This window comes from Paenibacillus sp. 1_12, from assembly GCF_900114475.1.
Classification (GTDB): Bacteria; Bacillota; Bacilli; order Paenibacillales; family NBRC-103111; genus Paenibacillus_S.
In genome coordinates this window covers 1-23,470 of record NZ_FOTE01000031.1, presented here as the reverse complement: position 1 = coordinate 23,470, position 23,470 = coordinate 1, and the positions used below count along the sequence as shown (strand labels likewise).

Genomic DNA, 23,470 nt, shown 5'->3' with positions numbered 1-23,470 from the left:
TGTGCTTAGAGAATAGAATTAATCCAGAAGCTTAAAACAAGAAGTTTGTCGAATTCCTTCGTCTGCTTCTTCCATTGCTTTCTTACTTTGTATAATTCCAGGCTGGAAACAGTTCATACTATCCGTAACTCGTTGTAAAGCAATTTCCGTTTGATCGGGTTTAAATTATCTATATGGAAACTTAGCTTCGAAAATAGCATTGAACTTATCTACCGCGGACGAGAATATTTCCTTATTCCATAGAATAACCAAAAACATAGCTGAACCAAATCTTATAGTTAACACATGCTCTGCTCTTTTGATCTTCATCTTATCTTTATCAAGCGGAAACCTGCGTTTCATACAAAAGGATATTCCATTTTCCAAAATTCTAGGTGAATGATAAACGTATAACGGTCTATATGAACTAATTGGGCTAAGTAGTAAGGCTTTATCTTCTCCAAATGCTGTCATATCGACGTGCAAACCACCAAATATTGATACAGGCGGCAACTGATCCTGAATGTTATGAAGTATATAGCCAAGCTCATCATGAAACCATTCGCAATTAAGGCCAGAGGAACGAGCAACATTATAGGTGATTTTTATTAACCAACGTTGCAGCATATGGAAATCATAATTTACTGTTTTCGTCGGATCTCCTGCATACTTCTCCAAAAAATAATTACGTATCCAATTGTTTCCGTAGGTATCTAGTGGTCCTAAAAGGTTATTATTACAAGTCTCACAAACGTCTTTTATTGAATGCCCTTGGTTGTCTTTATAGCTTTGAACTTTTTTTTCGACTGTTGAAGTATATGTGACGTCCTGTTCGGGATACATCTCTAATAAACCGGACGGAATGATATGTTCCTTTGTAAGACCCAGTTTTCCCTCTAAGCAATACATACATTTTTTCATAGAAACTTACTCCAATCTGAGTTTAATTAGTGCATAAGGGCACTGTTCCACTTGGATTGTAACATTTCCTCATAATATATGTATTGCATTAATCTCCCAGTAGCTTCTAACTTCGCAAGAAAGGGGGAAGTGGTAAATAGGGCCTTTCTGTTTGTTTGATGCGTTATCGCGTTTTTTGTAGACACCGCAGGTAACATCCTCACAAAATTAAGATGTTTGATACATATGTACCCCCGCGATTTACCTTGGACTTGTTTTAAATTCCAATTATATTTTGCCGATACATATTACGAACGGAGCTACAGTTTTTTCCGTGTGACAAAATCGCTTCTCCTGATGTCATTTAAAAAGGTGGTATGTGTGATGGGACATGGTTGGAAAGTAATTGGAAGAAGTCAAGTGTCTAAGCAACCTTGTAAATGTGAACAGGGATTTATTATCGATTACGAAATAGAGCAGGAAAGCGATTGGTCGGCTACGAATCGAATTAGCTATGACACCGAGGTTCAATGCCCTAATAAAAATTGCCCAAGCAAATAAGATTTCAAAGTCAGTAGCTCACACGCTGCTGGCTTTTTTTGATCCCCAAACCCCGCTGCGTGTCCGCTCCAGGTCATGTGGATCTCTTTCTGTCTAAGGATATCTTCCAAAATAAAAGTTTTTGTACAGATGTCCTGTTGGGTGTTGAGCTGCCAGGCAGAATTGTTGAAGAACAAGGAGGGGTTCAATTTACATCTCAATTTTACTCGGTATGTTATAATTTAGTATGATTCACCTAGATTTGTGAAATCGAAGGGATGATAACAATGAAGATCATAATAATTGGAGGTACCAGATTTATTGGTCCTTTTGTTGTTAGCCAATTACTTGAGTTAGGTCATGAAGTGGTCTTATTTCATCGTGGTCAAACAACTAGTTATGATTTATCGGGAAAAGTAAGGCACATAATTGGAGATAGAGAACAATTAATTAATTATAAAGATGAATTTAAACATTATTTACCTGATGTTGTACTTGATATGATTCCTTCTAAACGATCACATGCTGATGTAGTTATGAGGACTTTTAAAGGTATAGCTAAAAGGATTGTGGCAATTAGCAGCGGGGATGTTTACCGTGCTTACGATCTAATGATCAGAAACGAAACCCATCCTCTTGAGCCCTTACCGCTTACAGAAGATCCAAATTTAAGAGAAAAGTTATTTCCATATAGAAATAGTGGAAACATGGAATATGACAAAATATTAGTCGAACAAATTATAATGGGCGACGATGACTTGCCCGGAACTATTCTTCGTTTACCGGCTGTGTATGGTCCGGGAGATAATCAGCACCGAACTTTTGAATTTTTAAAACGAATGGATGATAATAGAGATTTTATTTTATTGAGTGAAGATTTTGCTCAATTCAGGTGGACACATGCATATGTTGAGAATGTCGCCTCTGGGATCGTAGCAGCTATTACAAAAGACCGTGCATCAGGGAAAATTTATAATATCGGTGAAATAGAAACTTTACCAAGGGCTGATTGGATAAAGGCGATTGGTAAAGGGGCAGGTTGGAACGGAAAAGAAATTACTGTTCCCACGTTACCTGACCAAATTGGATTTAATCTCTTAAATACGAAACAACATCTTATTATGGACTCATCAAGAATTAGAACGGATCTTGATTTTAAAGAAATAGTTCCATTTTGGGAAGGCTTGAAAAAAACTATAGCTTGGGAACGTAAAAATAAGCCTGAGAAGATCGATTTGAAACGTTTTGATTATGAAATGGAAGATGAAATTTATAATAATATTGCTTAAAGTGGCTCGCACCTTCTTTAAGAAACAGAAAACGATAGCTCCATCAGAACTACTTCACAAAATATAGCATTTGATACAGATGTACTGCTAGGCATTAAGCTAAGAGGTAGGTAACGTAAAAGGAGTTAAGTGGAACTAGTGTAAAATAGTACTATTTCATTGCGTACATTCAGGATAAAATATACTCAAAGTCATTTAAATGGGGGGACTAGAGTTGCTTGTTCTGCTCATGTCTGCAATTATTAGTTTTTTACTAGGTTTCTACTTTTGTTTAAAGGAAGGCGAAGGATTTGAACAGTTTGCTAATCAAGTAGTTCTTGGTTTTCCGCTACTGATTTTGGGGTCAATATTGCTAATAGTTTATTTTGTATTTTATGTCAAAAGGAAAATGTAGGATGACAAGAACATATATCGAATGAACGCGGCATAGTTGCGGCGTTTTTTGTTTAAATGATATAAGTTCTTGTCCAAAGTCACTGACTAGAACTTATATCGTTAGCCGAAAAGGGACAAGAATTTATATTGTTTGCCGTGGATGACAAGGTTTCTCACTCACTCATTTAGAAGATTATTCGTGAGCCTGCCACAGATGCGTTCGGCCGGCTATAGCTCAGAGCCGCCTCGATCGCCGTTGGCGCCTGGCACCGCCGCGGGCATCGCGGCAAAGCTTCTTCTGTCGATTAGACATTTGAGTTGCTTTTTTGCCAAATTTAAAAAACTAAGGGATACTTTGAAGTCGCACCTTGAAGCTTCCGAATAGAACTCGAAAATCAAAACAGCCTGCACAATCATGTCAGGCTGTTTTTGAATTTAAGCGCTTTGTGAGACGAAAAAGTCTGCTAGTTCTTCTTCTGAGAATTGTTTGCCGTTTTTGAAGACGCGCATGATACCGGCGGAGATTTCGTCGATAAGAATGATTTGATCATCAACCATCCCGATTTCGAATTTGATGTCTATCAAGTCAAGGTCGTGCTTGGCAAGGTCGTCTTTGATGATACCGGCGGCTTTCAGACAGAGGGCTTTGGTATCATCGTATTGATTTGAAGTCATGGCCGGTCCAAAGTCTGGGTTGGTCAAGAATTCTTTTGAAATTCGTGGATCTCCAGCAGCATCGTGTTTGGTAGTTACTTCAAAGAAATCGGTAAGCTCCTGACCTTCTTTGACATAGTCAGGATAGGTCCGCAGAATACTACCCATGGCTTTGAAGCGGACGATGCATTCCAATCCGTGTCCGACTTTCTCAGCTTTTTTGAGCAGAATATTTTTCTCTGTAAGGTCAGCATCTAAGAATGCCGTCGACAGTCCTGCGGCCTCAAACATATTAAAATAGTGAACGCTGGAAATGATGTTCTTCAGACCAATTCCCGCCACTTCGCCAATGACTTCGTTGGCACCCGGGTCTTCAACCACAGTAACTGTGCCGTCAGGATTCTGAACCTTCCAACCCGTTACACTATCTTTTGAGTGAAGCACGATGGACTTCTCGTCATAAGCATAAACATCTTTCGTTTTCCCCACATAAATCCGTTCTAAATTAGCAAGTTTTAAACTCATCTTTTTTCACCTCAGCCTAATATTTTCATTTTCCATCATACCATATGTAAACTGGAAGAGGAGATATAAACGAACTCTTATGCAGATTTGATCGTAAATAAGCACATCATCCAGCAGGCAGCTAATGTAGGAGGGAAACAATACAAGTTCTTGTCATTTAACGATATATGTTCTTGTCATCCGACAATTGTGTCGGTTGACAAGATCATTGTCCGAATGAAGTCCGCGTAAACCGCGGGCTTTTTTAGTTATCGGATCAAGTTCTTGTCATTTTGCGATGACAAGAACTTGATCCGATTCCCGATTGGTGACAAGAACATTGTCCGATTCCCGACAACCTTAGCAGAATCGGTTTGTGACATTATTTGTAGTATTATTATTTGAACTTGATCCGGAGGTGAGTTGTTTCGAAGGATAACAAACATAACCATATCGTCTGTTTGAAGTTGGAGATATCAAATATGTAAAAACATCACTTCCAAATAAGACTTGGATGGAACCTTGCTCGGTAGTGATAAATTGATATCTCCTAGGAATTATCAGGCTGTTAAAAGATGTTTTGATTCTGGAATTCATATTATTATTACCACGGCGCGGCCGCCAAGTGCGGCTAATCATTTTTTGAAGAAGTTCCCTTTTGTAGACTACATAGTTTATTACAACGGTGCTTTAGTTACATGCTTCTAAATTAACCGAACGGATGGGGTGGTCCAGATGCAGAAAGCCGATTACAGAAAAATAGCGGATAGGTACGATCAAGGAAGTTACCTTATCGAGCAAAGTCTTGCCCAATGGCTGGAGCTCATACGGGGTTATATTCTGTAACTGGAGTTGATGCTTCTAAAGCTATGCTGAAGTAAAGCCAAGGAAAAGGATACGGAGCAACTGTTCGATCAGTTTTACCGAGAGGTCAAGGATCGGGACAACGCTTCGCAGGGCGTGAAGCGATCGTAAGCACAGAGCGGGCGTACCGTGTGCTGAACTGAAAGGCCGAGCATTCATTCCTCGAGCGATACGATCCAGCGATAACATCAATATTTGTTGTTCCACGGATAGCCTTGAAGAGCTTTTAGCCCTTCAGGGTTATTCGTCGTTGTTTCGTCCGTCAACTCACTGGTACATTTTCTTGAATTGCTCCGGCGTTAACCCTTCCAGGCGACGGAACGTTGCTACGAAATATGGCTTGGATCGGTGAAGCCAACCATACTTTTTTACGTCTAGTTAGACACCCAAACTTTTAAGACCATAGTCTCATATAGTGAGGTGTGCATAATTGCATTATTCAACCTTTTTTCGATCGACCTTCCCCTAGAAGGTCGTTTTTTTTATTTCGAAGAAAGATACTTCAACAATCATGTCGTATATACCGTTTTTAAATGCTGTAGATTCCAAAATACTTTATCTCCATTGGCATTAATAAGCTCTATGAAATCACTATCCGCTTTCTGAAGGAAGCCTATTTTTTTAGTGTTATCCCCAAGATCAAAAACAACTAGTTTTCCTTCTAGCTTTTTACACTGTTCTTCAAAAGTTCTTGATAAAGTAATATTGATAGGACTCAAAGGAAGTGATTGGTTATTAAGCGAATATGGGGTGTGATTAGAGCGATAAGGAATTAACCATTTTAAGTGGTTCATAGACACAAACATGGCTTTATAGACAGGAGAGTAGAAGACGAAATAATCATTCATAATACTGGTTAAATAACCATGGATCGTTTTATTGCCAGTTACATAAATCTCTACAAATTGTCCTTTTGCAGCATTTAATATCTTCCGAAATGAGAGGCTATCCGCTTGATAATCGATTGGCGTTTCATCAGATCTATTTTCTGGTTCCGTACTAGACTCTGAATTCAATTTTACATTCTGAACGTTGACTAAGGGGATATAATAGAACTGTTGTTCATTGACCACGACCATAATATCCAACCCTAAATCGATTAATTTACCTTTACAAATATTATTTCCTGAAATATCAACGATCACTTGTTGACCAACAAATTGTTGAAGCACTCGCATACAAATAACCTCCAGTTATGATCATATCTACCGCATTAAAAAAACCAGGATACCCAAAATGCTAGAATGACTAACGTGAATATAACAGTGATTGGGATGACCGTAGAAGTCACCTTCAAGTATTGGACCCAGCTTAACTTTACTTTTCCTTTTTTGATAATGTGCATCCACATCAAGGTCGCAAGTGTTCCAATTGGTAAAAGAAGGGATCCGATATCACTACCAATTACACTCGCCAGATAAGAAATTTTTAAGGTAAGAGGATCAAGACCCATGTTCGTCAAGGTTAACGTTCCTACCATCAATGCAGGATGATTGTTAAATAAATTAGATAATATAGAAAGCAGAATTCCCATCATTACACTTGCATGAAGTAAATTTCCGGAAATGAGAGGTTGCATAAGATGGATGAGCATTTGGGTTAATCCGATATTATGCAAACCATATATAATCACATACATACTGAAGGCAAAAATGAGTATATACCAAGGCGTTTTTGTAATCATGTCTGCAGGTGTAATTCTCAAATAATACCAACGCCATCCCAGCAGGAATGCAGAACCGATAACAGCCATCAATGGAACAGGAAAATGAATGAAAGAGGCAACAAATAGACTTACACGAACGCTGAATACAAAGATTAAGATATTCCGCATGAATTTGGTTTGATTCTCTTTCGGAATCGGTGACGAAATTTCTTTCAGCGGATGTGTTTGATTTAAGGATTCCGCATTAATTGTTGATAGTTTACGAGGTAATACGCGATAAAAACTGATAAATAAAAGGAGTGTAAGGAGTACAAGACCAAGTGAAGCAGGAACAAACATCATCGCCGTGTGCATATAGAGGTCCATATGAACAATTTTTAATGCAATTAAATTTACAATATTACTTACGCCAATAGGTGCACTAGAAGCTGTTGCAATTAAAGCACCGGATAGAAGATAAGGAATTTTATGGTGGTTTTTAAGACCTAATTTATGAAGCAGCATGAGTAAGATCGGTGTTGTAATTAATATACTACCGTCGTTGTTAACAAAAAGGGTCATCAGAAAACAAAACAAGTTTGTGTACCAGAATAGGCGTATCCCTGATCCTCTTGCCCGTTCCAGAAGTTTCTCAGCAGACCAATTGAAGAACCCAAAACTTTCCAAAACGATGGCCATAACAATTGTTGCCATAATGGTTACGGCTGCTCCACCAATGGTTTCAGTTATTTTACCCAAATCAGATAAAGTAACACTTCCGCTAAGGAGTACAAAGATGGCGCCAATTGTTGCTGGAATTGATTCATTTACATTAGGATGCAAGAAAATAAAAGTTATGGTACACAGAAACGACAGAATGGTGATAGGAATCATGAAATCTTGCAGCATTTTAATTCAACCTCTTTTCGATAAAGTAAGATCTTAAATATCATCTCTACTATCTCTCTAGTGAACTGAACGAACCGCTTATGAGTTAAGGTTTCATAGTTGTTTCTCCTCCCCTTATAGATGTCTTATAGTGTCATTTGCATAATATGTTCAAATAACATAGGGGGGACTAGCCGATTATCCAATTCTATAATTTTCCACTATTAGCCTGGTATAATGACCTATACTTTCTTTTCATCTACCATTCAAAGAAAAAAGACGAGTATCCTAATTTAGGAGAACTCGTCTCAAATACTATCAATCTCATACAAATCCAAACTGCAGTTGATAAATTAAAGCCTTCACATGAGCCAAGAATAACTTTTCATGATCTTCGGCATCAGAGTGTAAGCATTATGCTAAACGAGGGTGAGGATATTCGGATTGTATCAAAACGTTTGGGGCATTCAACGATAAATACAACCCTGCAGGTATAATCTCATTTACTTCCGAACGCTCAAGTGAGTGCGGCTTTGTTTCTTGATCGATTTAATGAGGGATTTAACCGAATAAAAAGTCCCTGCGGGTGGGCCACGACCCATGAGAATTGTTTATCGAGGCGTACAGATACGAGCCTGTTACTCTTTTTTGAACGATAGTAAGAGTTCAACATGTACTTCAAATCGCTATACGAGGAGAGAACACTATGGATTTGGAATATTAAGGAAAAGTTTGTGAATCCGGAGTGACCTGGAAGCGAGATCAGGATCGTGAATGCATAACCGAGGGTGGGTTACATTCGCGGACGGAGGGCAAATGGTTACTTTCATATCAACACTTGTGCAACCGAGTGCTTTCCGCCGCGGGATACTCAACCACGAATAATTGGGATAAGTTCTTCACAGTCTCTGTTTTCCGCCTATTGTGACATTCGTGTGGATCCCGTGTTCGCATGCAAGCTGCGAAACCGATTTTTCTTCCTTCAATATTTCCAGTACGATGCGTGCTTTTTCTTCAGGTGTAAACTTCTTTCTCAACCTGTCAAGTCGTGATTCTGCAAGTATACTAGTGATTACATCGATAAGCACGTGCCTCGGAATCGTCAAGGGGAATTTGAGCTGTTAATTGTGAAAAAGCCTCAGTCCAACGTAACCAACAAAATTGTTAACTCGAGTCATCCTACATTTTAGGTAGGAATGGTTCGGGTTATTTTATATTTTATGGGAAATATTGTTCCTATCAGATAGGTAGCACTACTTAGTTTTTTCGTTGCGAAACGTTACTCGATATTTTACCCGGACGAAAGCTGGATGAACTACGCGCATATATCGAGCGACATCCGAACTTTCTGCAATTAACGCCAAAAGCAGTCGTGATGGATTTGGCCCAAGCCTACCACACATGGATCAGCGAATGCTTTCCGAGTGCTACTCGGATTGCGGACCGATTTCCTGTTCACTGTTATGTCATTGAGGCTGTGGGACGAAATTATTTGCCGAGCTCTTAACCTTCGATCAGAAGCAGCAGCTATGCCATGCAATGCTTCTCTACGAGTTTGAGAACTTTCATAGCTTCCTAGAGCAGTACTTTGATATCAAGAGTATTGGAATAGCCGGTATTGCACAGAAGTAATCATCACTATGGAGTTGAGTTACCGTGAGAGCAGTGTTAATCATCGAATGGATCATCATCGGACTACTAGCCGGAGCGGCACTTGGTGCATTCTGGGAAAATATCAAAAGCTGGGTCAACTCGATTAAATACAGAATCAAGTCCTGGTCACGCATGTTTATAAGGAAATACAGCAGCAATCAACAAATCATTACCATTGAGAGCGATACAAGAATCGTTTCTGAGAACGAAGTACCTGAAGAAATTCGAGCAAGGACTTACCAGGATGTAGATATTACCCAGAAGGCCAAACAATTGGGAATCCTCTCCCATTAATTGGGTTTATGGCTTTGAGGAAATCTCTCGGAACATTATTGGGGGATTTTGTTGTAATACCGATCTCTATTCATAGGCCAGGCAACCAACCGTATTGCATCACGTGCTATACTGACCGTATCCCATCCGAAACGAAGGAGGCTATATAGATGGCTAAACAATTTATCAAACCAACTGAGCAAATACATAAAATCCCTAATATTTTCCTGGGATCTCAGGCGAAGGGATTTTATGATAAACATGTGAAGAAATTAGAAATGCTCACGATGCTCCCGGGTTCTTACCTATCGAACGACCATGACAAGGATAGCTCGCACTTTATTATCCTTGAATCCCTTTCGTCGCAGGGGTACCTCGAGAAGAAGGATACCGGCTATATCGTGATAAGGCATATATGCGGCAGTCCCAGTGGAATGGCAGCTGCGGTATTGGGAAGAAGCGCCCAAAATAGAGTTAGCAGCTACACGCATTTGACCTTCGCTGACGGACGTAATATACATGAAGCGGGCGAAAGGCCATAGTTGCTTCAGTTGATCGGCCATAAATGTGCCTTGGATGATTCCAAGGCTCTTTTTTTGAGCTTTTGTATGGCGAGTACGGTGACATCATGTTGAAAACTTACGAATACGACAGGCTCCTGTTTACAGGGTCATGTGTCTTGGTGTTAAACTGGTGTTGAATTGGTGATAAAGTATAACAACAACCAACAAAAAAGATCCAACTGGAACATAGTGCTAACACCGAAAACTAGTAAAATCAAGGTTCCAACCGACTATAACAGTTACTATCAAACTCGTTGATTAATCCGCATACGACACATGTGGAGTGCTGTGTGTTGCTCGTGAGGATGTAGCATTTTTGAGAGCCGCATTTACCATAAAACAAATTTTACGAAACTCAAGAGAATCTTGCTTGAGTTTTTATTTTATTAGAGCATGAAAAGGAAGTTGAACAAGCCCAAGCCATACTCTTGTGTAAAGGGGTTGTTTGTTTTGAAACGAAGAAAGTACGACAAGGCCTTTAAAGTGGAAGCTGTCTTACAGGTGCTAGAAGAAGGCAGAAAGGTGCCCCATGTGGCGAAATCACTGCATGCTGAGTCGATGGTTATACGAATATGAGCAGCATGGTGACAAAGGCTTTACAGGCAATGGTGTTTCTGTTCCTAACACGGAGTTGGAGATTCAGCGCCTGCAAAAGCGTCTGGAAGAGCTGGAATTGGAAAATGAAATCCTAAAAAAATTTCAGGAATACTCGAAGCGGGGGGAGAAGTCAAATACACCTTCATCCGGAAACACACCAAGAAGTACACCGTAAAGCTGCTCTGCAGTCTCCTTAAGGTAAGCCGGCAGGGCTACTACGACTGGCTAAAGCGTCGTAAAAGCAACCGCGTTTTCGATAACGAAATCCTTATCGACGATATCCGCAAGATTTACACCGAGTTCAAAGGGCGTTATGGCAGTCCGCGGATCGCGTTGGAACTTTGCCGCCGAGGTAACTTCACGAGTAAAAACCGAGTGACACGGCACATGCAACAAATTGGACTAGCGGCTCTTCCCTAGCGAAAAAAGAAAGTGACCTCCCGCAAGCCTTCCTCCGAAGGAGTTGCTGAAAACTTGGTCAAACGGTTTTTGACACCAAGGCCAAACACGTCTTATGGATCGGCGAGATTACCTACACCCTTTGCAGACCGGTGGTTTTCTGTATTTGGCGACATGGATCGATGTATTTTCAAGAAAAGTTGTAGGCTGGGCCATGCAAACCCGGATGACCGATCAGTTAGTAATCGACGCGTTCAAACAGGCCATAGACAAGGAGCGCACCCCCCGGTCGGTCTTATGATTCCTACCGATCGAGGTTCCCAATATAATATACAAGCAAGCGATTTCAAGCCATTGTCAGAAGCTATGGAGCGATCATCGGCATGTCCAGACGGGGCAATCCTTATGACAATGCAGTCATGGAATCTTTTTATAAAACATTAAAACGCGAACAATGAATCAAGGAGGGTTTTCGACCGCAGGGGAAGCGAAACGTGCTATTTTTGAATATATCGAAATGTATTATAACACCAAACGCATGCACTCCGCTCTCGGTTTTAAAACGCCTCTGGAGTACGAACTACAATCTAGGTGATTCTTTGGTCTTAACTATGTGTCAAGGAGATCGGGGGGAGTCCACTCCGCGGCTGTCGAAAATACCTTACATCGAAAGTATGATCCTCACTCTCCAATCCCATAATAGAAGCATGCATGCAAATTCAAGGCATGTCATAACAGGAGGACGATAATGAAGGCTGTAACTTTCCATGGCATGAAGAACATGCAAGTCACGCAGGTTGCAGATCCGACGATTCAAAAAAAAGACGGGATTATCGTCAGGATCACCTCGACCGCCATATGCGGTTCCGATCTCCATATATACCAGGGGGCGATTCAAGCCCAAACCGGATACGTGGTCGGACATGAACCGATGGGCATCGTCGAAGAAGTGGGCCCTGAGGTGACAAAGGTCAAAAAAGGGGACCGGGTCGTGCTCCCGTTCAATATCTCGTGCGGCAGCTGTCATTACTGCCAGCATGAAATGGAGAGCCAATGCGACAACTCCAACCCCAACCCCCAAGTGGATACGGGAGCTTACTTTGGGTTTACCGAACGTTACGGGAATTATTGGGGCGGACAAGCCGAATTGCTTTACGTGCCGTACGGCAATTTCATGCCGTTCGTTATTCCGGAGTCATGCGAATTGGAGGATGAGAAGCTCCTGTTCCTGTCCGACGTGCTGCCGACGGCCTATTGGAGCGTGGACAACGGCGGCGTGAAGCAGGGGGATACGGTGGTGGTGCTCGGCTGCGGCCCCGTCGGGTTGATGGCGCAAAAATTCGCCTGGATGAAAGGGGCCAAACGGGTCATCGCGATCGACAATCTCCCGTACCGGCTGAACCATGCCAAAAAAATGAATAACGTCGAAATCTTCAACTTTGAAGATTTCAAAGACATGGGGCTGCATATAAAAGAAATAACACGCGGGGGTGCGGATGTCGTCATCGATTGCGTCGGAATGGACGGCAAGAAGACGCCATTGGAGGAGGAAGAGCAGAAGGCCAAGCTGGTTGGCGGAACGCTCAGCCCGATCAACATCGCGATGAATGCGGTGCGGAAATTCGGCACGATTCAGATTACGGGTGTATACGGTTCTAAATACAACCAGTTCATGTTCGGAAACATTTGGGAACGAAACGTGAAGCTGACCATGGGACAGGCGCCTGTGATTCATTACATGCCGATGCTGTATCAAAAAATTATGGCAGGCGAGTTCGATCCGACGGAGATCATCACGCATAAAGTGCCGCTCGATCAGGCGCATAACGCGTACAACACCTTTTACAACCATGCGGACGAATGCATTAAATTCGTCCTGAAGCCTTAAATGATGACATGAGAAGAGGGGCTGTGCCACGGGGTATTGTACCCTGAGGGACAGCCCCATGTGTTTAGCCGATTTTTCGTCAATATTGGCGGGACCCAGTTTCGTTATAGGGCTAAAACCGCCAGGTTTACAGCAAGCTCCCGGAAGACCCGATCCGCGCCTTCGGATAGGTTTCGAAAGCCCGCACCGCCGCTTTCGCAACCTCAATGTCGTTTGCGACCGTACTGCCGCTTGCGCCGACCGCCCCGACGATTCTCCCTTCGAACGACAACGGAATCCCCCCTCCGAACACGACCAGGCGTCCGTGGTTGGTTGTATTGATCCCGTACAGCTCCCCGCTCGGGACCGCCAACGGAGCAAGGCTCGCCGTGGGCATTTTTAGCGCGACCGCCGTCCATGCCTTATTATGGGCGATGTCGACACTGGCCAGCCAGGCATGGTCCATCCGATGAGAAGCAACGAAATTCCCGCCATCGTCTACGATGGCGATCACTTCCGCGATCCCGAGATCCCTTGCCCGGAGTTCCGCTGCGTGAATCAACACTTTGGCGACTTCCAGAGTGATTTTCATCATCTGCGTCCTCTCCATCTCGACTGATTCGATACATGATATGTACGAATCATACGCTTTAGGTATGCATTCGATCCCGTCATCATAGGCATTCGTACATCCATGAATGGAGCGGGTAAAATTCCGCTTCTTTTCTTGCTCTCAATTGTGTTATGACGGAAAGGAACGGTTTGTGGAGACAATACAGGAGATGTTAAAAGTTACGTGATTAAAATATTAAAATGAAGGAGACAAAATGACATTTAAGGACTTGAATATTATACCTGCGATTTTTAAAAGCTTTAAGCAAAGAAAACTATACTACGCCGACCCCCATACAGGAACAGGCGATCCCGACTGTGTTAGCCGGCAGAGACTTATTTGGTTGCGCTCAATCGGGAACGGGAAAGACGGCCGCATTTGCCGTGCCGATTGTCCATCTGTTAAGTGAACAGCAAAGTAGACCCAATACATAACGCCGTATCCGCTCATTGATTTTAACGCCGACAAGAGAACTTGCTTTTCAGATTGATGAGAACACTAAAGCGTATAGTCAATACACCCAGTTGCGTTGTACCTCTATCGTTGGCGGTGTTTCACAAAAAGTACAGGAGCTGTCGCTGCATCAAGGTGCGGATATTGTTATTGCAACTCCAGGCAGACTCATCGATTTAATCAATCAAAAATGTATTTATTTACAATATGACCATATATCAGTGTTTGATGAAGCCGACAGAATGCTGGATATGGGCTTTATTAATGTGAAGAAAATCATTACAAAAATGCCCGGCAAAAAACAAACTCTATTCTTCTCGGCAACAATGCCGCCGGAAATATCCAATATGGTCAAATCACTGCTGGTTAATCCGGTGAAAGTCGAAATTACGCCGGTGTCTTCTACCGTGGATCGGATACTTTTGTTGTAAGTTTTCAATTGTGTTGGTAATCGTTAATAAAGATAGGATTTTCGAGAGCGAGACTGACACAACAATAACAAAACAGGCTACTGGTTATAACAACCTACAGTCTGTTTTGTTATTTAGGTATCTTAATTTAAGATAAAGCGCGGGGAGCCGTATCCCCTCTAACGGCGAAAAATTGTGGGGGATGGGCTCGGAATATTGAAGGTGACAGGGATACAAAGGAACTGAGAACAGTATTTTCAACTATGGCATCATTATGCATTGACATATCGAGATTTAACGATATAATAATTGTCATGAACCCAATACTCATCTTTAAGGCACTGGCGAATGAAACACGCTTGAATATTCTCGATTGGTTAAAGGAACCTGAGAAACACTTTCCCACGCAAGAAGGCGGTGAAAGTAAAAAAATCGGGGTTTGTGTCAGCCACATTCAGGAAAAGGCAGGTTTATCTCAATCGACCGTTTCTCAGTACCTTTTACTGCTTCAGAGGGCTGGTTTGTTACAAGCGAACCGCTATGGTCAATGGACGTATTACAAAAGAAACGAAGAGGCTATTCAAGAATTGGCTGTTTATATGAAAAATGGTTTATAGGACCGGATACAGGCATACATGGCTGATACCCTGCATTGGATATCTTCCATGTATCTAACTCCCTAATATATCGAGAAAAATAGATATATAGATATACGAATGAGTTATCCAAATATGGGGCATAGTTTCTAAAACAATACCAACCGAATTTAAAGGAGAAATCAACTTGACAACAGCTGCTCACCTAAATAAATTTCCCCGTCTTTTGTCTGGTATACAGATTGGTAAACTGAAACTAAAGAATCGTATTGGTGTAGCGCCAATGACCAGAATTAGCGCATCTGAAGACGGCCAAGCAACCAAAATCATGATGAATTATTATGAAAGCTTTGTACAGGGCGGTTTTGGATTCTTGATCACGGAAGGCGCCTATCCCGATGAAATGTATAGTCAAGGGTATCTGAACCAGTCAGGAATTGCAAATGAGAAGCATATCGATGCATGGAGAAAAGTAACCGGGGCGGTTCATCAAGCCGGATCAAAGATCATTGTCCAATTGATGCATGCAGGTGCGCAGTCACAAGGAAATCGTTATAAGAGCGAGATCATCGCGCCCTCTGACATACCAGCAAAAGGTGTACAGCTTCCGTTCTATGTCGGGGAGGGCCCTTACAAGAAACCAAAACTAATGACAAAAGAAGATATCCAAGAGGTTGTTCATGGTTTTGCGGAAGCGGCCAAGAGGGCAAAAGAAGCAGGGTTCGATGGCGTGGAAATCCATGGTGCCAACGGCTATTTGCTTGATGAGTTCCTGACGGATTATATGAATGAAAGAACGGATGAATATGGAGGCTCAACAGAGAACAGGGTCCGTATTCTGATTGAGGTCGCTAATACAGTGCGTGAAGCGGTTGGGACTGATTTTGTCGTAGGAATCCGTATCTCCCAAGGGAAAGTCAGTGATTACCATCATAAATGGGCCGGGGCCGAAAAGGATGCCGAAATCATTTTTTCAAGTTTGAGCAGAGCGGGCCTGGATTATATCCATGTAACCGAATATGATGCGACTCGGGCGGCATTTGAAGGAACTGAACTTACGCTTGCCGCAATGGCTAAGAAATTCGGTACTGTTCCAGTGATGGCGAATGGCAATCTCGAAGATCCTGATAAAGCGGAACAGTTATTGATGCGTGGTGATGCTGATCTTATTACCTTGGGTAAAGGAGCGCTTGCCAACCATGACTGGCCTCAGCGCATCCTGACAGAGCAGCCTCTGCGGGAGTTTAATCCAGAAATTTTAAGACCAAAAGCCAATATAAAGGAACAGGAATTGATAATTACAAAAGATTAAGGTGGGGTAAGCAGTTGGAGCATGACGGTTACCGAAAAATGTATCAGAAAAATAAGTTGACGCTTGGGTTTCTGTTACCAACCGAAAAGATGACAAAGACGCCGCACATGGAGAATCAGCTGCAGCTGGCTCGCAAAATCGAAGATTACGGATTTGCTGCACTTTGGCTGCGGGATGTAACCATGCAGAATCTTCACATAGACGATAATGGCCAAATGCATGATTTATGGATTTATTTAACTTATCTCGCCGCGCATACAAAAGAAATCGTGTTAGGGACTGCGGGTGTCGTCCTTCCGTTGCGTCACCCAGTCCGAGTAGCAAAGGAAGCCGCATCCATACACCGCTTGTTTCCGAACCGATTAATTATGGGTGTAGCTTCGGGGGATCGCGAAATGGATTTTACGGCTTTGGGAGTCCAAAGAGAGGATAGAGGTGAGCTCTTCCGGGAGAGCTATGAATTTCTTGACGGGCTACTGCGGAATGAGAATGCAGCGATTGAATCGAACCTAGGCGTTTTTGACGGCAGTGATATGCAGTTGATTCCCCGTCCCGTAACAGCAATTCCGACGATGGTGACGGGATTCAGCCAACAATCCATGAATTGGATTGCTGAACATGGCGATGGTTGGATACAGTACCCCAGAGGTGTTGATAAACAGGAAATGCTTATCCGGGATTATCGCACATTGACGGAGATGAAAGCGTCCGGCGTATTTAAACCATTCTCTCAAACTTTATTTATTGATTTATCGGAAAACCCTGATGATTCACCGGAGGAAATTCCATTAGGTTATCGTCTCGGACGCCATCATTTGGTGGAGTTGCTTCATAGATTTCAGCGAATAGGCGTCAACCATCTCGCTTTTGTCCTGTATTTTTCCTGGCGTCCTCCGGAGGAGGTCATCCAGGAGTTGGGTGAAGAGGTATTGCCTTATTTCCCTACCCATCAGATGACCATTACAACATGAATATCACACAATAATGAATAAAGGAAGTATGCCATCATGTCAGACATAGCGAATACGCCATTATCCGTGCTCGATCCCTCACCTATCATTCAAGGTGGTTCGGCTGAACAGTCACTTGCCAATACCCTTGTTTTGGCAAAGAAAGCCGAACAATGGGGCTACAAACGTTTTTGGCTTGCGGAGCATCACAATTGGATCGGAATGGCCAGTTCCGCATCCCCAATCGTGATTGGCAGGGTGGCCTCCGTGACACAGAACCTCCGCATCGGTTCAGGGGCCATGCTGCTTTCCCATTACTCACCATTCACGGTGGCGGAGCAATTTGGCACTTTGGAGGCTTTCTTTCCGGGGCGGATTGATCTTGGGTTGGGACGGGCGCCTGGCACAGACCGGTACACAGCAAATCTAATCCGTCAACGGACTGCCGGAGAACCTGAATTTGATGAGCGGCTGCAGGAACTGATCGCTTATCTGCATGGTTCCGGAACGACAACAGGGAATGGCGCCCATCGCTTCCGCGCCATTCCCGGTGAACAATCGAAGGTGCCGATATGGCTGTTAGGCTCGGCCTTGTACAGCGCCGAATTGGCCGGAAAGCTGGGCTTGCCCTTTTCGTTTGCAGGCCACTTCGCTCCAGGCAATATGATGGATGCGTTGGCCGTTTACAGGGAGAACTTCCTACCGTCCCCGATGCTGGATCAACCCTATGTGCTTTTATCCGTACAAGCTGTTGCCGCCGATTCTGATAAAGAAGCACAAAGACTTGCCACTTCTATGTACCAAAAGTTTTTGCTGCTAACACGCGGACAAACCGCTCTGCTTCAGCCTCCGGTTGACGACATGGATTCCGTCTGGAGCAACGAGGAACGCAAATCGGTTGAAGAACAACTGTTAACTTCCCTCATTGGCGATCCATCCGCTATTAAACAGCAATTGCGCGAGTTGATTGAAAGGACCGGGGCGGATGAAATCATGGCGCACACCGAAATATTCGATCATGAGGCCCGTTTGCGTTCTTATGAAATTTTGGCGAATGCGGCAAAATAACAAAAATGAAATGAGGAAGACGATATGTCTGCAAATAAAACAAACAAACGACTGAGCGATATACCATTCTCCGTGCTAGATCTATCTCCTATCGTCGCCGGCGGCAGTCCTGCCGAGTCGTTTCGCAACACACTGGTCCTTGCCCAGCATGCAGAGAGGTGGGGTTATAACCGGTACTGGCTCGCAGAACACCATAATATGCCTTTTATCGCCAGCTCCGCCACTTCCGTTGTGATCTCCCATGTGGCGGCTGGCACATCCACAATCCGGGTGGGCTCAGGTGGTATCATGCTTCCCAATCATTCGCCGCTAGTGATCGCGGAGCAGTTCGGGACGCTTGAATCCCTGTTCCCGGGACGCATCGATCTCGGTCTTGGACGGGCACCCGGTACAGATCAGCGTACCGCTCGCGCGCTGCGTCGCTACGGCAGGAATGACGGCCAGGATTTCGCTGAGCAATTGGATGAGCTGCGGGCCTATTTCGATCCCTCGTTAGCATCAGGCACTATGCATGTCAAGGCGATCCCCGGGGAGGGCCTAACTATTCCCATCTGGCTGCTCGGCTCCAGCGGGTACAGCGCACAGCTGGCCGGGCAGCTCGGTCTGCCGTTTGCTTACGCTAGTCACTTCTCGCCTGGCAACACCGTGCCGGCGATGGAATTATATCGGCGTTCTTTCAAGCCTTCGAAAGTACTGGAGAAGCCGTACGCGATGGTCGGCGTCAACGTTATTGCCGCCGATACGGATGAGGAAGCGAACCGCCTGGGAACGACGCTGCAGCAGCAATTCCTAAACCTGATCCGGGGCAAGGAAGTGCAGCTGCAACCGCCTGTGGACAGCATGGACAGCTTATGGAGTGAGTACGAGAAACAAGCGTTGGAGCAGCAACTCGGCTCGTCCATCTTCGGCAGTCCTGGAACGGTGAAAGAAAAGCTGCAATCTTTCTTGAACGATACCCAAGCTGACGAAATAATGGTCATCGCCCAGGTGTTTGACCACGAGGCACGCCTGCGTTCCTACGAAATCGTCGCAGATATCATCAAACTATAACCCACTAGTAAGCATCATACCTAAACCATGCTAGTCGGTAGCATAAAAATGGTAGGATACACAGAGGATAGTTATCAACTTAATTGTTTTATTTCGTTGGTTGCTCTGACTTGATATGGTGCTGCTATAGTCGGGTCGCGAACAAAGCTGAAGATAATCAAGTTAGAAATGAAAATATTTAGGCAGCGTTAACCTACCTGAATAACACAAAAGGAGAAATACAAACATGAATTCTAAATTTGAAGTTGCTTTTAAACCATATACTTTCCGTTCTGGCATCGAAATAAAGAACCGAATTGTGATGGCACCCATGACCAATACTGCTTCCCATGAAAATGGTGAGGTTTCAGATGAAGAAGTTGCCTATTATCATGAGCGTGCCGGTGGTGTGGGCATCGTGATTACCGCATGCACTTACGTAACCAGAAACGGAAAAGGGTTCCCTGGCGAATTTGGAGCGGATTCTGATTCATTAATTCCTAGTCTAAAACGGGTAGCAACAACTATCCAAGAAAAAGGATCCAAGGCCATCTTGCAAATTTTTCATGGCGGTAGAATGTGTCCGCCTGAGCTATTGCCCGATCTTCAGCCCATTGCCCCAAGTGCTGTAGCAGCGGAACGCGAGGATGCTGTAAAACCGCGTGAAATGACAGCTGAAGAGATAACTGATATGGTTAAGGCCTTTGGAGAAGCAACTCGAAGAGCCATCGAAGCAGGATACGATGGAGTGGAAATTCATGGTGCCAATACGTATTTAATTCAGCAATTCTTTTCTCCACACTCAAATCGAAGAACGGATCAATGGGGAGGCACGCTCGAAAAGCGTATGGTTTTCCCGCTAGCTGTTGTAGAAGCAGTTAAGAAAGCCGTTAAGGAACATGCAAAAAAACCTTTCATCATCGGCTATCGTCTATCTCCTGAAGAAAGGGAGAATCCGGGTATCACCATGGATGATACGTTGCATTTAGTGGACAGATTGGCTGATCAGCAACTGGATTACCTCCACATTTCGGTGGGATCATTTTGGAACGGCTCGATCCGTGATGCAAATGATCAAACATCGCGTGGTGTAATGGTTCATGATCGAGTTGGTGATCGAATTCCAGTAATGGGTGTTGGGATGCTGCGCACACCCGATGAAGTGATGAAAGCATTGGAAACAGGGATACCTTTAATCGCTTTAGGGCGGGAATTGATTATGGAACCGCATTGGGTACAGAAGGTAGAAGCTGGTGAAGAAGAAAAAATTCGTACCACTTTATCAAAAGAAGATCAAAAAGAGCTGGTGATTTCAGATCAGATGTGGGAGTACTATACAAGCATACCAGGTTGGTTCCCCATCGTTTAAGCAGAGTTAGAGCAAATATAAATCTTTCTCGAAGTCCATTGAAAAAGCGTGGAGATATTGGACAGAGCCAGAACACATAACAAAATGGCTTTTTAATTTTTCGAAAAATAAATATATCCCTTTCACCGTCTCCACACATGTGGAGTGCGTGGTAAGGATATATCGGGAGGATGTTTTCGAAGCTCAATTTAATAAAATATAGAAGAACAAAGGAGCGTTGGTTGGGTTATCCCCCAGCGCTTTTTGGTTTGTATACAAAAATTTGTTTCTTCACAGATTGGAGCAGTTTGGATAAAGTATAATGTATTTGGCAAGTCTTGAATTGGCTTAATAGGATGGAGGTTATGTAGTGGGTGATATTCATGAATATCGTTTTGAAAATACGGAAACTTTATTTGAATTTATCACGTACTTCGAGTCAAACGGCAAAGAATACGATGTTTCAAGAGAATTCAGTTTAGATCCATATTCATATCATGATCAAGCAAGCCATTTTATAACTATGTTATATGAGAACAACATCATCGTACAATTTAATTGGACAAATTGGATCGAAGAAGCCAACGCTTACTTTAAATCGCCATCATTAATCGTCAATGCTGATTTAATTATGATCAGGCAGCTTTTTACAACGATTATTCGATCAGAAAGATTCAACGCTGGAAAGTATGCTTCAATGATTGATAATAGAGTCATATTAGCATTATTGAAAAGACTAAAGGTACTAGTGGACAATCATGAGAAGGGGGAACACAGAATGAATTTATTAAATAAGGCCATTATCATAGCAACAAAAATGCATGATGGACAAACTGACCAGACTACATTGAGGGCTAATCGGATAATGTTCTTGTCATGATGTCGGAGGACAAGAACATTATCTCATTAGTTGCCGCGTAAATCGCGGTTTTTTTATTTTATGGGAACAAGTTCTTGTCAAAACTAAATGACAAGAACTTGTTCCATTCCCGATTTTGACAAGAACATTATCTCATTCCCGACGAGTCTCCTTTGAAGTGAAAAGGAGGTATACGAAAACTCCCTACGGGATTAAGCTAACTGGCAGGATAGTTCAATTAAATCATGAATAACTATAGGCAAAGCGAATTACGAAATTCGCAAAAAAAGACGTTTTAAGCAATGCCGCATTATATAATTTATAAAGGAGACAAGATCCAATGAGGCGTTTCATTCTTATCTTTTTGATTTTACTCATTACCTTTTTGACTGGTTGTTCGCCTACAGAAGATTATCGCTTTAATGATAAGGATATAAAGATTAGTTTGACAAATCAGGAGAATAATGACGAATACAGAACTTATTCGATTGAAGTAAAGAATACAGGTAAATTGGAGATTAAATATTTGAATTTTTATTTGTATTATCCTGTAATCTTGACGAACGGTTCTAAAGGCAATCCTTTTAAAATTGAGGGGAAGACTGACATTAGTAAACCAATAAATTGGATCGGCTATAGTAAGTTGGACAGATAAATTGAGGGCTAGTAGAATAAAGATATCAGACAGGAGCGAATCTACGATGCCCAAAGAACGACGTACATTTACAGACGAATTTAAAAGCCAGATGGTTCAGTTATATAAAAGCGGAAAGACTCGAGCCAACATTGCTCGTGAATACGACCTGAGTGCAACAGCATTAGATCGATGGATCAAACAAAGTCAAACCTCCGGTTCCTTTTCGGAGAAAGCAAACCGTACCCCTGAGGAAAACGAACTTCTTGCTTTACGTAAAGAAAATCAGCGGCTTAAGATGGAGAACGACATTTTAAAGCAAGCCGCGCTGATCATGGGACGAAAGTAAATGTGATTCGCAATAATGCTCACAAATACTCGGTATCAGCAATGTGCAGCGTCCTACAGGTTCCACGAAGTTCCTATTACTACAAGCCTGAGCCTACAGAAAACGAAAGTGAAGAGCGGTTAGAGAAAGCTGTACTAGACATATCTACAAGTAGCCGAAACAACTATGGAACCCGTAAAATCAAAGTGGAGTTGAGGAAGAAATCATTCCATACCTCACGCCGTAAGATCGGTCAAATCATGAAAAAGCATGGTTTGGTATCGAATTATACCGTTGCCCAATTCAAGCCGTTCAAATCCGATGCCAACGATGCTAAAGTCAGAAATCAACTACAACGTCAGTTCAAGCAAGAGGAGCCCTATGCGGTTGTTGTCAGTGATTTAACGTATGTACGAGTGGCAGGGAAATGGCAGTATGTCTGCTTGTTTGTTGACCTATTTAACCGTGAAATTATTGGGTTTAGTAGCGGTCCGAAAAAGACAGCTACGCTAGTTTACAAGGCGATTGCGAGTATCTCTGTCCGGTTGGATCGTATCCAAATGTTTCATACTGACCGTGGTAAAGAATTCGATAACACACTTATTTCTCAATCGTTACAAACTTTTGGAATCAAACGTTCATTAAGCAAGAAGGGCTGCCCTTACGATAACGCGGTTGCCGAAGCTACATTCAAGATTTTCAAAACGGAATTTGCTAACCATGCTCATTTCCTGAGCTCTGAACAGCTAGCTCTGGAGCTCAGCGATTATGTTCACTGGTTCAACCACCACCGAATTCATGGTACTTTGGGGTATCTCACTCCCATTGAAGCTAGAAAGATGCCCTCATAAATATTGTCCAGTTTTCTGTTGACAATCCA

Annotated in this window: 25 protein-coding genes and 3 pseudogenes; 22 read left to right on the top strand and 6 right to left on the bottom strand. The window is 42.8% G+C overall.

Annotated features, from left to right (window positions below; genetic code table 11):
- Window positions 1-165: 165 nt before the first annotated feature.
- Window positions 166-900 carry a hypothetical protein gene (locus tag BM210_RS31710; RefSeq protein WP_091176694.1) on the bottom strand — a complete coding sequence of 245 codons (735 nt, stop codon included), beginning with the start codon at window positions 898-900 and terminating at the stop codon, window positions 166-168.
- 806 nt (window positions 901-1,706) lie between these two features.
- On the opposite strand from BM210_RS31710, the gene BM210_RS31705 reads away from it, so the two are divergent.
- Entirely contained in the window at window positions 1,707-2,708 is a 1,002-nt protein-coding gene (locus BM210_RS31705) for an NAD-dependent epimerase/dehydratase family protein (RefSeq protein ID WP_177238119.1), read from the top strand.
- Between the two features lie 810 nt (window positions 2,709-3,518).
- Here BM210_RS31705 and BM210_RS31695 read toward each other — a convergent pair.
- The gene (locus tag BM210_RS31695) at window positions 3,519-4,262 is read right to left on the bottom strand and encodes a phosphoribosylaminoimidazolesuccinocarboxamide synthase (protein ID WP_091176691.1); all 744 of its coding nucleotides are present in this window, start codon (window positions 4,260-4,262) and stop codon (window positions 3,519-3,521) included.
- Between the two features lie 489 nt (window positions 4,263-4,751).
- Here BM210_RS31695 and BM210_RS36420 point away from each other — a divergent pair, with 489 nt between their 5' ends.
- Window positions 4,752-4,949, top strand: a complete 198-nt coding sequence (locus tag BM210_RS36420; RefSeq protein WP_091176690.1) for an HAD family hydrolase — start codon at window positions 4,752-4,754, stop codon at window positions 4,947-4,949.
- A 665-nt stretch (window positions 4,950-5,614) separates the two neighbouring features.
- Here the strand turns inward: BM210_RS36420 and BM210_RS31685 are convergent.
- Window positions 5,615-6,283 (bottom strand): DUF2642 domain-containing protein, encoded by a 669-nt coding sequence (locus BM210_RS31685; RefSeq protein WP_091176689.1) that lies wholly within the window; start codon window positions 6,281-6,283, stop codon window positions 5,615-5,617.
- A 35-nt stretch (window positions 6,284-6,318) separates the two neighbouring features.
- Window positions 6,319-7,659, bottom strand: coding sequence for an ArsB/NhaD family transporter (locus BM210_RS31680; protein ID WP_091176688.1), 1,341 nt, complete (start codon window positions 7,657-7,659; stop codon window positions 6,319-6,321).
- 176 nt (window positions 7,660-7,835) lie between these two features.
- Here BM210_RS31680 and BM210_RS36415 point away from each other — a divergent pair, with 176 nt between their 5' ends.
- Complete coding sequence (locus tag BM210_RS36415) at window positions 7,836-8,135, top strand: tyrosine-type recombinase/integrase (protein WP_091176687.1); 300 nt, start codon at window positions 7,836-7,838, stop codon at window positions 8,133-8,135.
- 432 nt (window positions 8,136-8,567) lie between these two features.
- On the opposite strand, the pseudogene BM210_RS31670 reads toward BM210_RS36415, so the two are convergent.
- A pseudogene (locus BM210_RS31670) lies at window positions 8,568-8,675 on the bottom strand (transposase); the annotation flags it as partial.
- A gap of 248 nt (window positions 8,676-8,923) precedes the next feature.
- Here BM210_RS31670 and BM210_RS31665 point away from each other — a divergent pair.
- The 9 genes and pseudogenes from BM210_RS31665 to BM210_RS31625 form a co-directional block, all read left to right on the top strand.
- A pseudogene (locus BM210_RS31665) lies at window positions 8,924-9,145 on the top strand (transposase); the annotation flags it as partial.
- Window positions 9,146-9,294: 149 nt separating this feature from the next.
- The gene (locus tag BM210_RS31660) at window positions 9,295-9,585 is read left to right on the top strand and encodes a hypothetical protein (protein WP_091176685.1); all 291 of its coding nucleotides are present in this window, start codon (window positions 9,295-9,297) and stop codon (window positions 9,583-9,585) included.
- A 149-nt stretch (window positions 9,586-9,734) separates the two neighbouring features.
- Window positions 9,735-10,106 (top strand): DUF4357 domain-containing protein, encoded by a 372-nt coding sequence (locus BM210_RS31655; protein WP_091176684.1) that lies wholly within the window; start codon window positions 9,735-9,737, stop codon window positions 10,104-10,106.
- 414 nt (window positions 10,107-10,520) lie between these two features.
- A complete protein-coding gene (locus tag BM210_RS36410) occupies window positions 10,521-10,703 on the top strand; it encodes a transposase (RefSeq protein ID WP_143101131.1) in 183 nt (60 codons plus the stop codon).
- Window positions 10,675-10,899 (top strand): hypothetical protein, encoded by a 225-nt coding sequence (locus tag BM210_RS31650; RefSeq protein WP_091176683.1) that lies wholly within the window; start codon window positions 10,675-10,677, stop codon window positions 10,897-10,899. Before BM210_RS36410 ends, BM210_RS31650 begins: the two co-directional genes overlap by 29 nt.
- Window positions 10,824-11,144, top strand: coding sequence for an IS3 family transposase (locus BM210_RS36405; RefSeq protein ID WP_091176682.1), 321 nt, complete (start codon window positions 10,824-10,826; stop codon window positions 11,142-11,144). Before BM210_RS31650 ends, BM210_RS36405 begins: the two co-directional genes overlap by 76 nt.
- 94 nt (window positions 11,145-11,238) lie before the next feature.
- Window positions 11,239-11,424, top strand: coding sequence for a DDE-type integrase/transposase/recombinase (locus BM210_RS36400; protein WP_091176681.1), 186 nt, complete (start codon window positions 11,239-11,241; stop codon window positions 11,422-11,424).
- Window positions 11,425-11,562: 138 nt separating this feature from the next.
- Entirely contained in the window at window positions 11,563-11,718 is a 156-nt protein-coding gene (locus tag BM210_RS36395; RefSeq protein WP_371263574.1) for an IS3 family transposase, read from the top strand.
- Window positions 11,719-11,871: 153 nt separating this feature from the next.
- Window positions 11,872-13,011: a zinc-dependent alcohol dehydrogenase gene (locus tag BM210_RS31625; protein WP_091176679.1), complete on the top strand. Its 1,140-nt coding sequence runs from the start codon at window positions 11,872-11,874 to the stop codon at window positions 13,009-13,011.
- Window positions 13,012-13,138: 127 nt separating this feature from the next.
- Here BM210_RS31625 and BM210_RS31620 read toward each other — a convergent pair whose 3' ends face one another.
- Window positions 13,139-13,585 (bottom strand): GlcG/HbpS family heme-binding protein, encoded by a 447-nt coding sequence (locus BM210_RS31620; protein WP_091176678.1) that lies wholly within the window; start codon window positions 13,583-13,585, stop codon window positions 13,139-13,141.
- 232 nt (window positions 13,586-13,817) lie between these two features.
- Between BM210_RS31620 and BM210_RS31615 the strand changes: the two are divergent.
- The 10 genes and pseudogenes from BM210_RS31615 to BM210_RS31570 form a co-directional block, all read left to right on the top strand.
- Window positions 13,818-14,475, top strand: a pseudogene (locus BM210_RS31615) (DEAD/DEAH box helicase); the annotation flags it as partial.
- Between the two features lie 305 nt (window positions 14,476-14,780).
- Complete coding sequence (locus tag BM210_RS31610; protein ID WP_091176709.1) at window positions 14,781-15,083, top strand: ArsR/SmtB family transcription factor; 303 nt, start codon at window positions 14,781-14,783, stop codon at window positions 15,081-15,083.
- A 205-nt stretch (window positions 15,084-15,288) separates the two neighbouring features.
- Window positions 15,289-16,374 (top strand): NADH:flavin oxidoreductase, encoded by a 1,086-nt coding sequence (locus tag BM210_RS31605; RefSeq protein WP_218185004.1) that lies wholly within the window; start codon window positions 15,289-15,291, stop codon window positions 16,372-16,374.
- Between the two features lie 38 nt (window positions 16,375-16,412).
- Window positions 16,413-17,345, top strand: coding sequence for a TIGR03571 family LLM class oxidoreductase (locus tag BM210_RS31600; RefSeq protein WP_091176707.1), 933 nt, complete (start codon window positions 16,413-16,415; stop codon window positions 17,343-17,345).
- A 36-nt stretch (window positions 17,346-17,381) separates the two neighbouring features.
- Window positions 17,382-18,392, top strand: a complete 1,011-nt coding sequence (locus BM210_RS31595) for an LLM class flavin-dependent oxidoreductase (protein ID WP_091176677.1) — start codon at window positions 17,382-17,384, stop codon at window positions 18,390-18,392.
- Between the two features lie 24 nt (window positions 18,393-18,416).
- Complete coding sequence (locus BM210_RS31590; protein ID WP_091176676.1) at window positions 18,417-19,442, top strand: LLM class flavin-dependent oxidoreductase; 1,026 nt, start codon at window positions 18,417-18,419, stop codon at window positions 19,440-19,442.
- 226 nt (window positions 19,443-19,668) lie between these two features.
- Entirely contained in the window at window positions 19,669-20,790 is a 1,122-nt protein-coding gene (locus BM210_RS31585) for an NADH-dependent flavin oxidoreductase (RefSeq protein ID WP_091176675.1), read from the top strand.
- A 349-nt stretch (window positions 20,791-21,139) separates the two neighbouring features.
- Window positions 21,140-21,649: a DUF6508 domain-containing protein gene (locus BM210_RS31580; protein WP_091176674.1), complete on the top strand. Its 510-nt coding sequence runs from the start codon at window positions 21,140-21,142 to the stop codon at window positions 21,647-21,649.
- Window positions 21,650-21,968: 319 nt separating this feature from the next.
- Window positions 21,969-22,283 carry a hypothetical protein gene (locus BM210_RS31575; RefSeq protein ID WP_091176673.1) on the top strand — a complete coding sequence of 105 codons (315 nt, stop codon included), beginning with the start codon at window positions 21,969-21,971 and terminating at the stop codon, window positions 22,281-22,283.
- A 46-nt stretch (window positions 22,284-22,329) separates the two neighbouring features.
- A protein-coding gene (locus BM210_RS31570) for an IS3 family transposase (RefSeq protein WP_091176672.1) occupies window positions 22,330-23,441 on the top strand; the annotation gives its coding sequence in 2 pieces (ribosomal slippage) (window positions 22,330-22,576 and window positions 22,576-23,441; 1,113 coding nt in all).
- The last annotated feature ends 29 nt before the right edge of the window (window positions 23,442-23,470 follow it).

Coding starts and splice junctions, on each gene's coding strand:
- BM210_RS31710 (WP_091176694.1), bottom strand. CDS start 900: ATGAAAAAATGTATGTATTGCTTAGAGGGAAAACTGGGTCTTACAAAG.
- BM210_RS31705 (WP_177238119.1), top strand. CDS start 1,707: ATGAAGATCATAATAATTGGAGGTACCAGATTTATTGGTCCTTTTGTT.
- BM210_RS31695 (WP_091176691.1), bottom strand. CDS start 4,262: ATGAGTTTAAAACTTGCTAATTTAGAACGGATTTATGTGGGGAAAACG.
- BM210_RS31685 (WP_091176689.1), bottom strand. CDS start 6,283: ATGCGAGTGCTTCAACAATTTGTTGGTCAACAAGTGATCGTTGATATT.
- BM210_RS31680 (WP_091176688.1), bottom strand. CDS start 7,659: ATGCTGCAAGATTTCATGATTCCTATCACCATTCTGTCGTTTCTGTGT.
- BM210_RS31655 (WP_091176684.1), top strand. CDS start 9,735: ATGGCTAAACAATTTATCAAACCAACTGAGCAAATACATAAAATCCCT.
- BM210_RS36410 (WP_143101131.1), top strand. CDS start 10,521: ATGAAAAGGAAGTTGAACAAGCCCAAGCCATACTCTTGTGTAAAGGGG.
- BM210_RS31650 (WP_091176683.1), top strand. CDS start 10,675: ATGCTGAGTCGATGGTTATACGAATATGAGCAGCATGGTGACAAAGGC.
- BM210_RS36400 (WP_091176681.1), top strand. CDS start 11,239: ATGGATCGGCGAGATTACCTACACCCTTTGCAGACCGGTGGTTTTCTG.
- BM210_RS31625 (WP_091176679.1), top strand. CDS start 11,872: ATGAAGGCTGTAACTTTCCATGGCATGAAGAACATGCAAGTCACGCAG.
- BM210_RS31620 (WP_091176678.1), bottom strand. CDS start 13,585: ATGATGAAAATCACTCTGGAAGTCGCCAAAGTGTTGATTCACGCAGCG.
- BM210_RS31610 (WP_091176709.1), top strand. CDS start 14,781: ATGAACCCAATACTCATCTTTAAGGCACTGGCGAATGAAACACGCTTG.
- BM210_RS31600 (WP_091176707.1), top strand. CDS start 16,413: ATGTATCAGAAAAATAAGTTGACGCTTGGGTTTCTGTTACCAACCGAA.
- BM210_RS31595 (WP_091176677.1), top strand. CDS start 17,382: ATGTCAGACATAGCGAATACGCCATTATCCGTGCTCGATCCCTCACCT.
- BM210_RS31590 (WP_091176676.1), top strand. CDS start 18,417: ATGTCTGCAAATAAAACAAACAAACGACTGAGCGATATACCATTCTCC.
- BM210_RS31585 (WP_091176675.1), top strand. CDS start 19,669: ATGAATTCTAAATTTGAAGTTGCTTTTAAACCATATACTTTCCGTTCT.
- BM210_RS31575 (WP_091176673.1), top strand. CDS start 21,969: ATGAGGCGTTTCATTCTTATCTTTTTGATTTTACTCATTACCTTTTTG.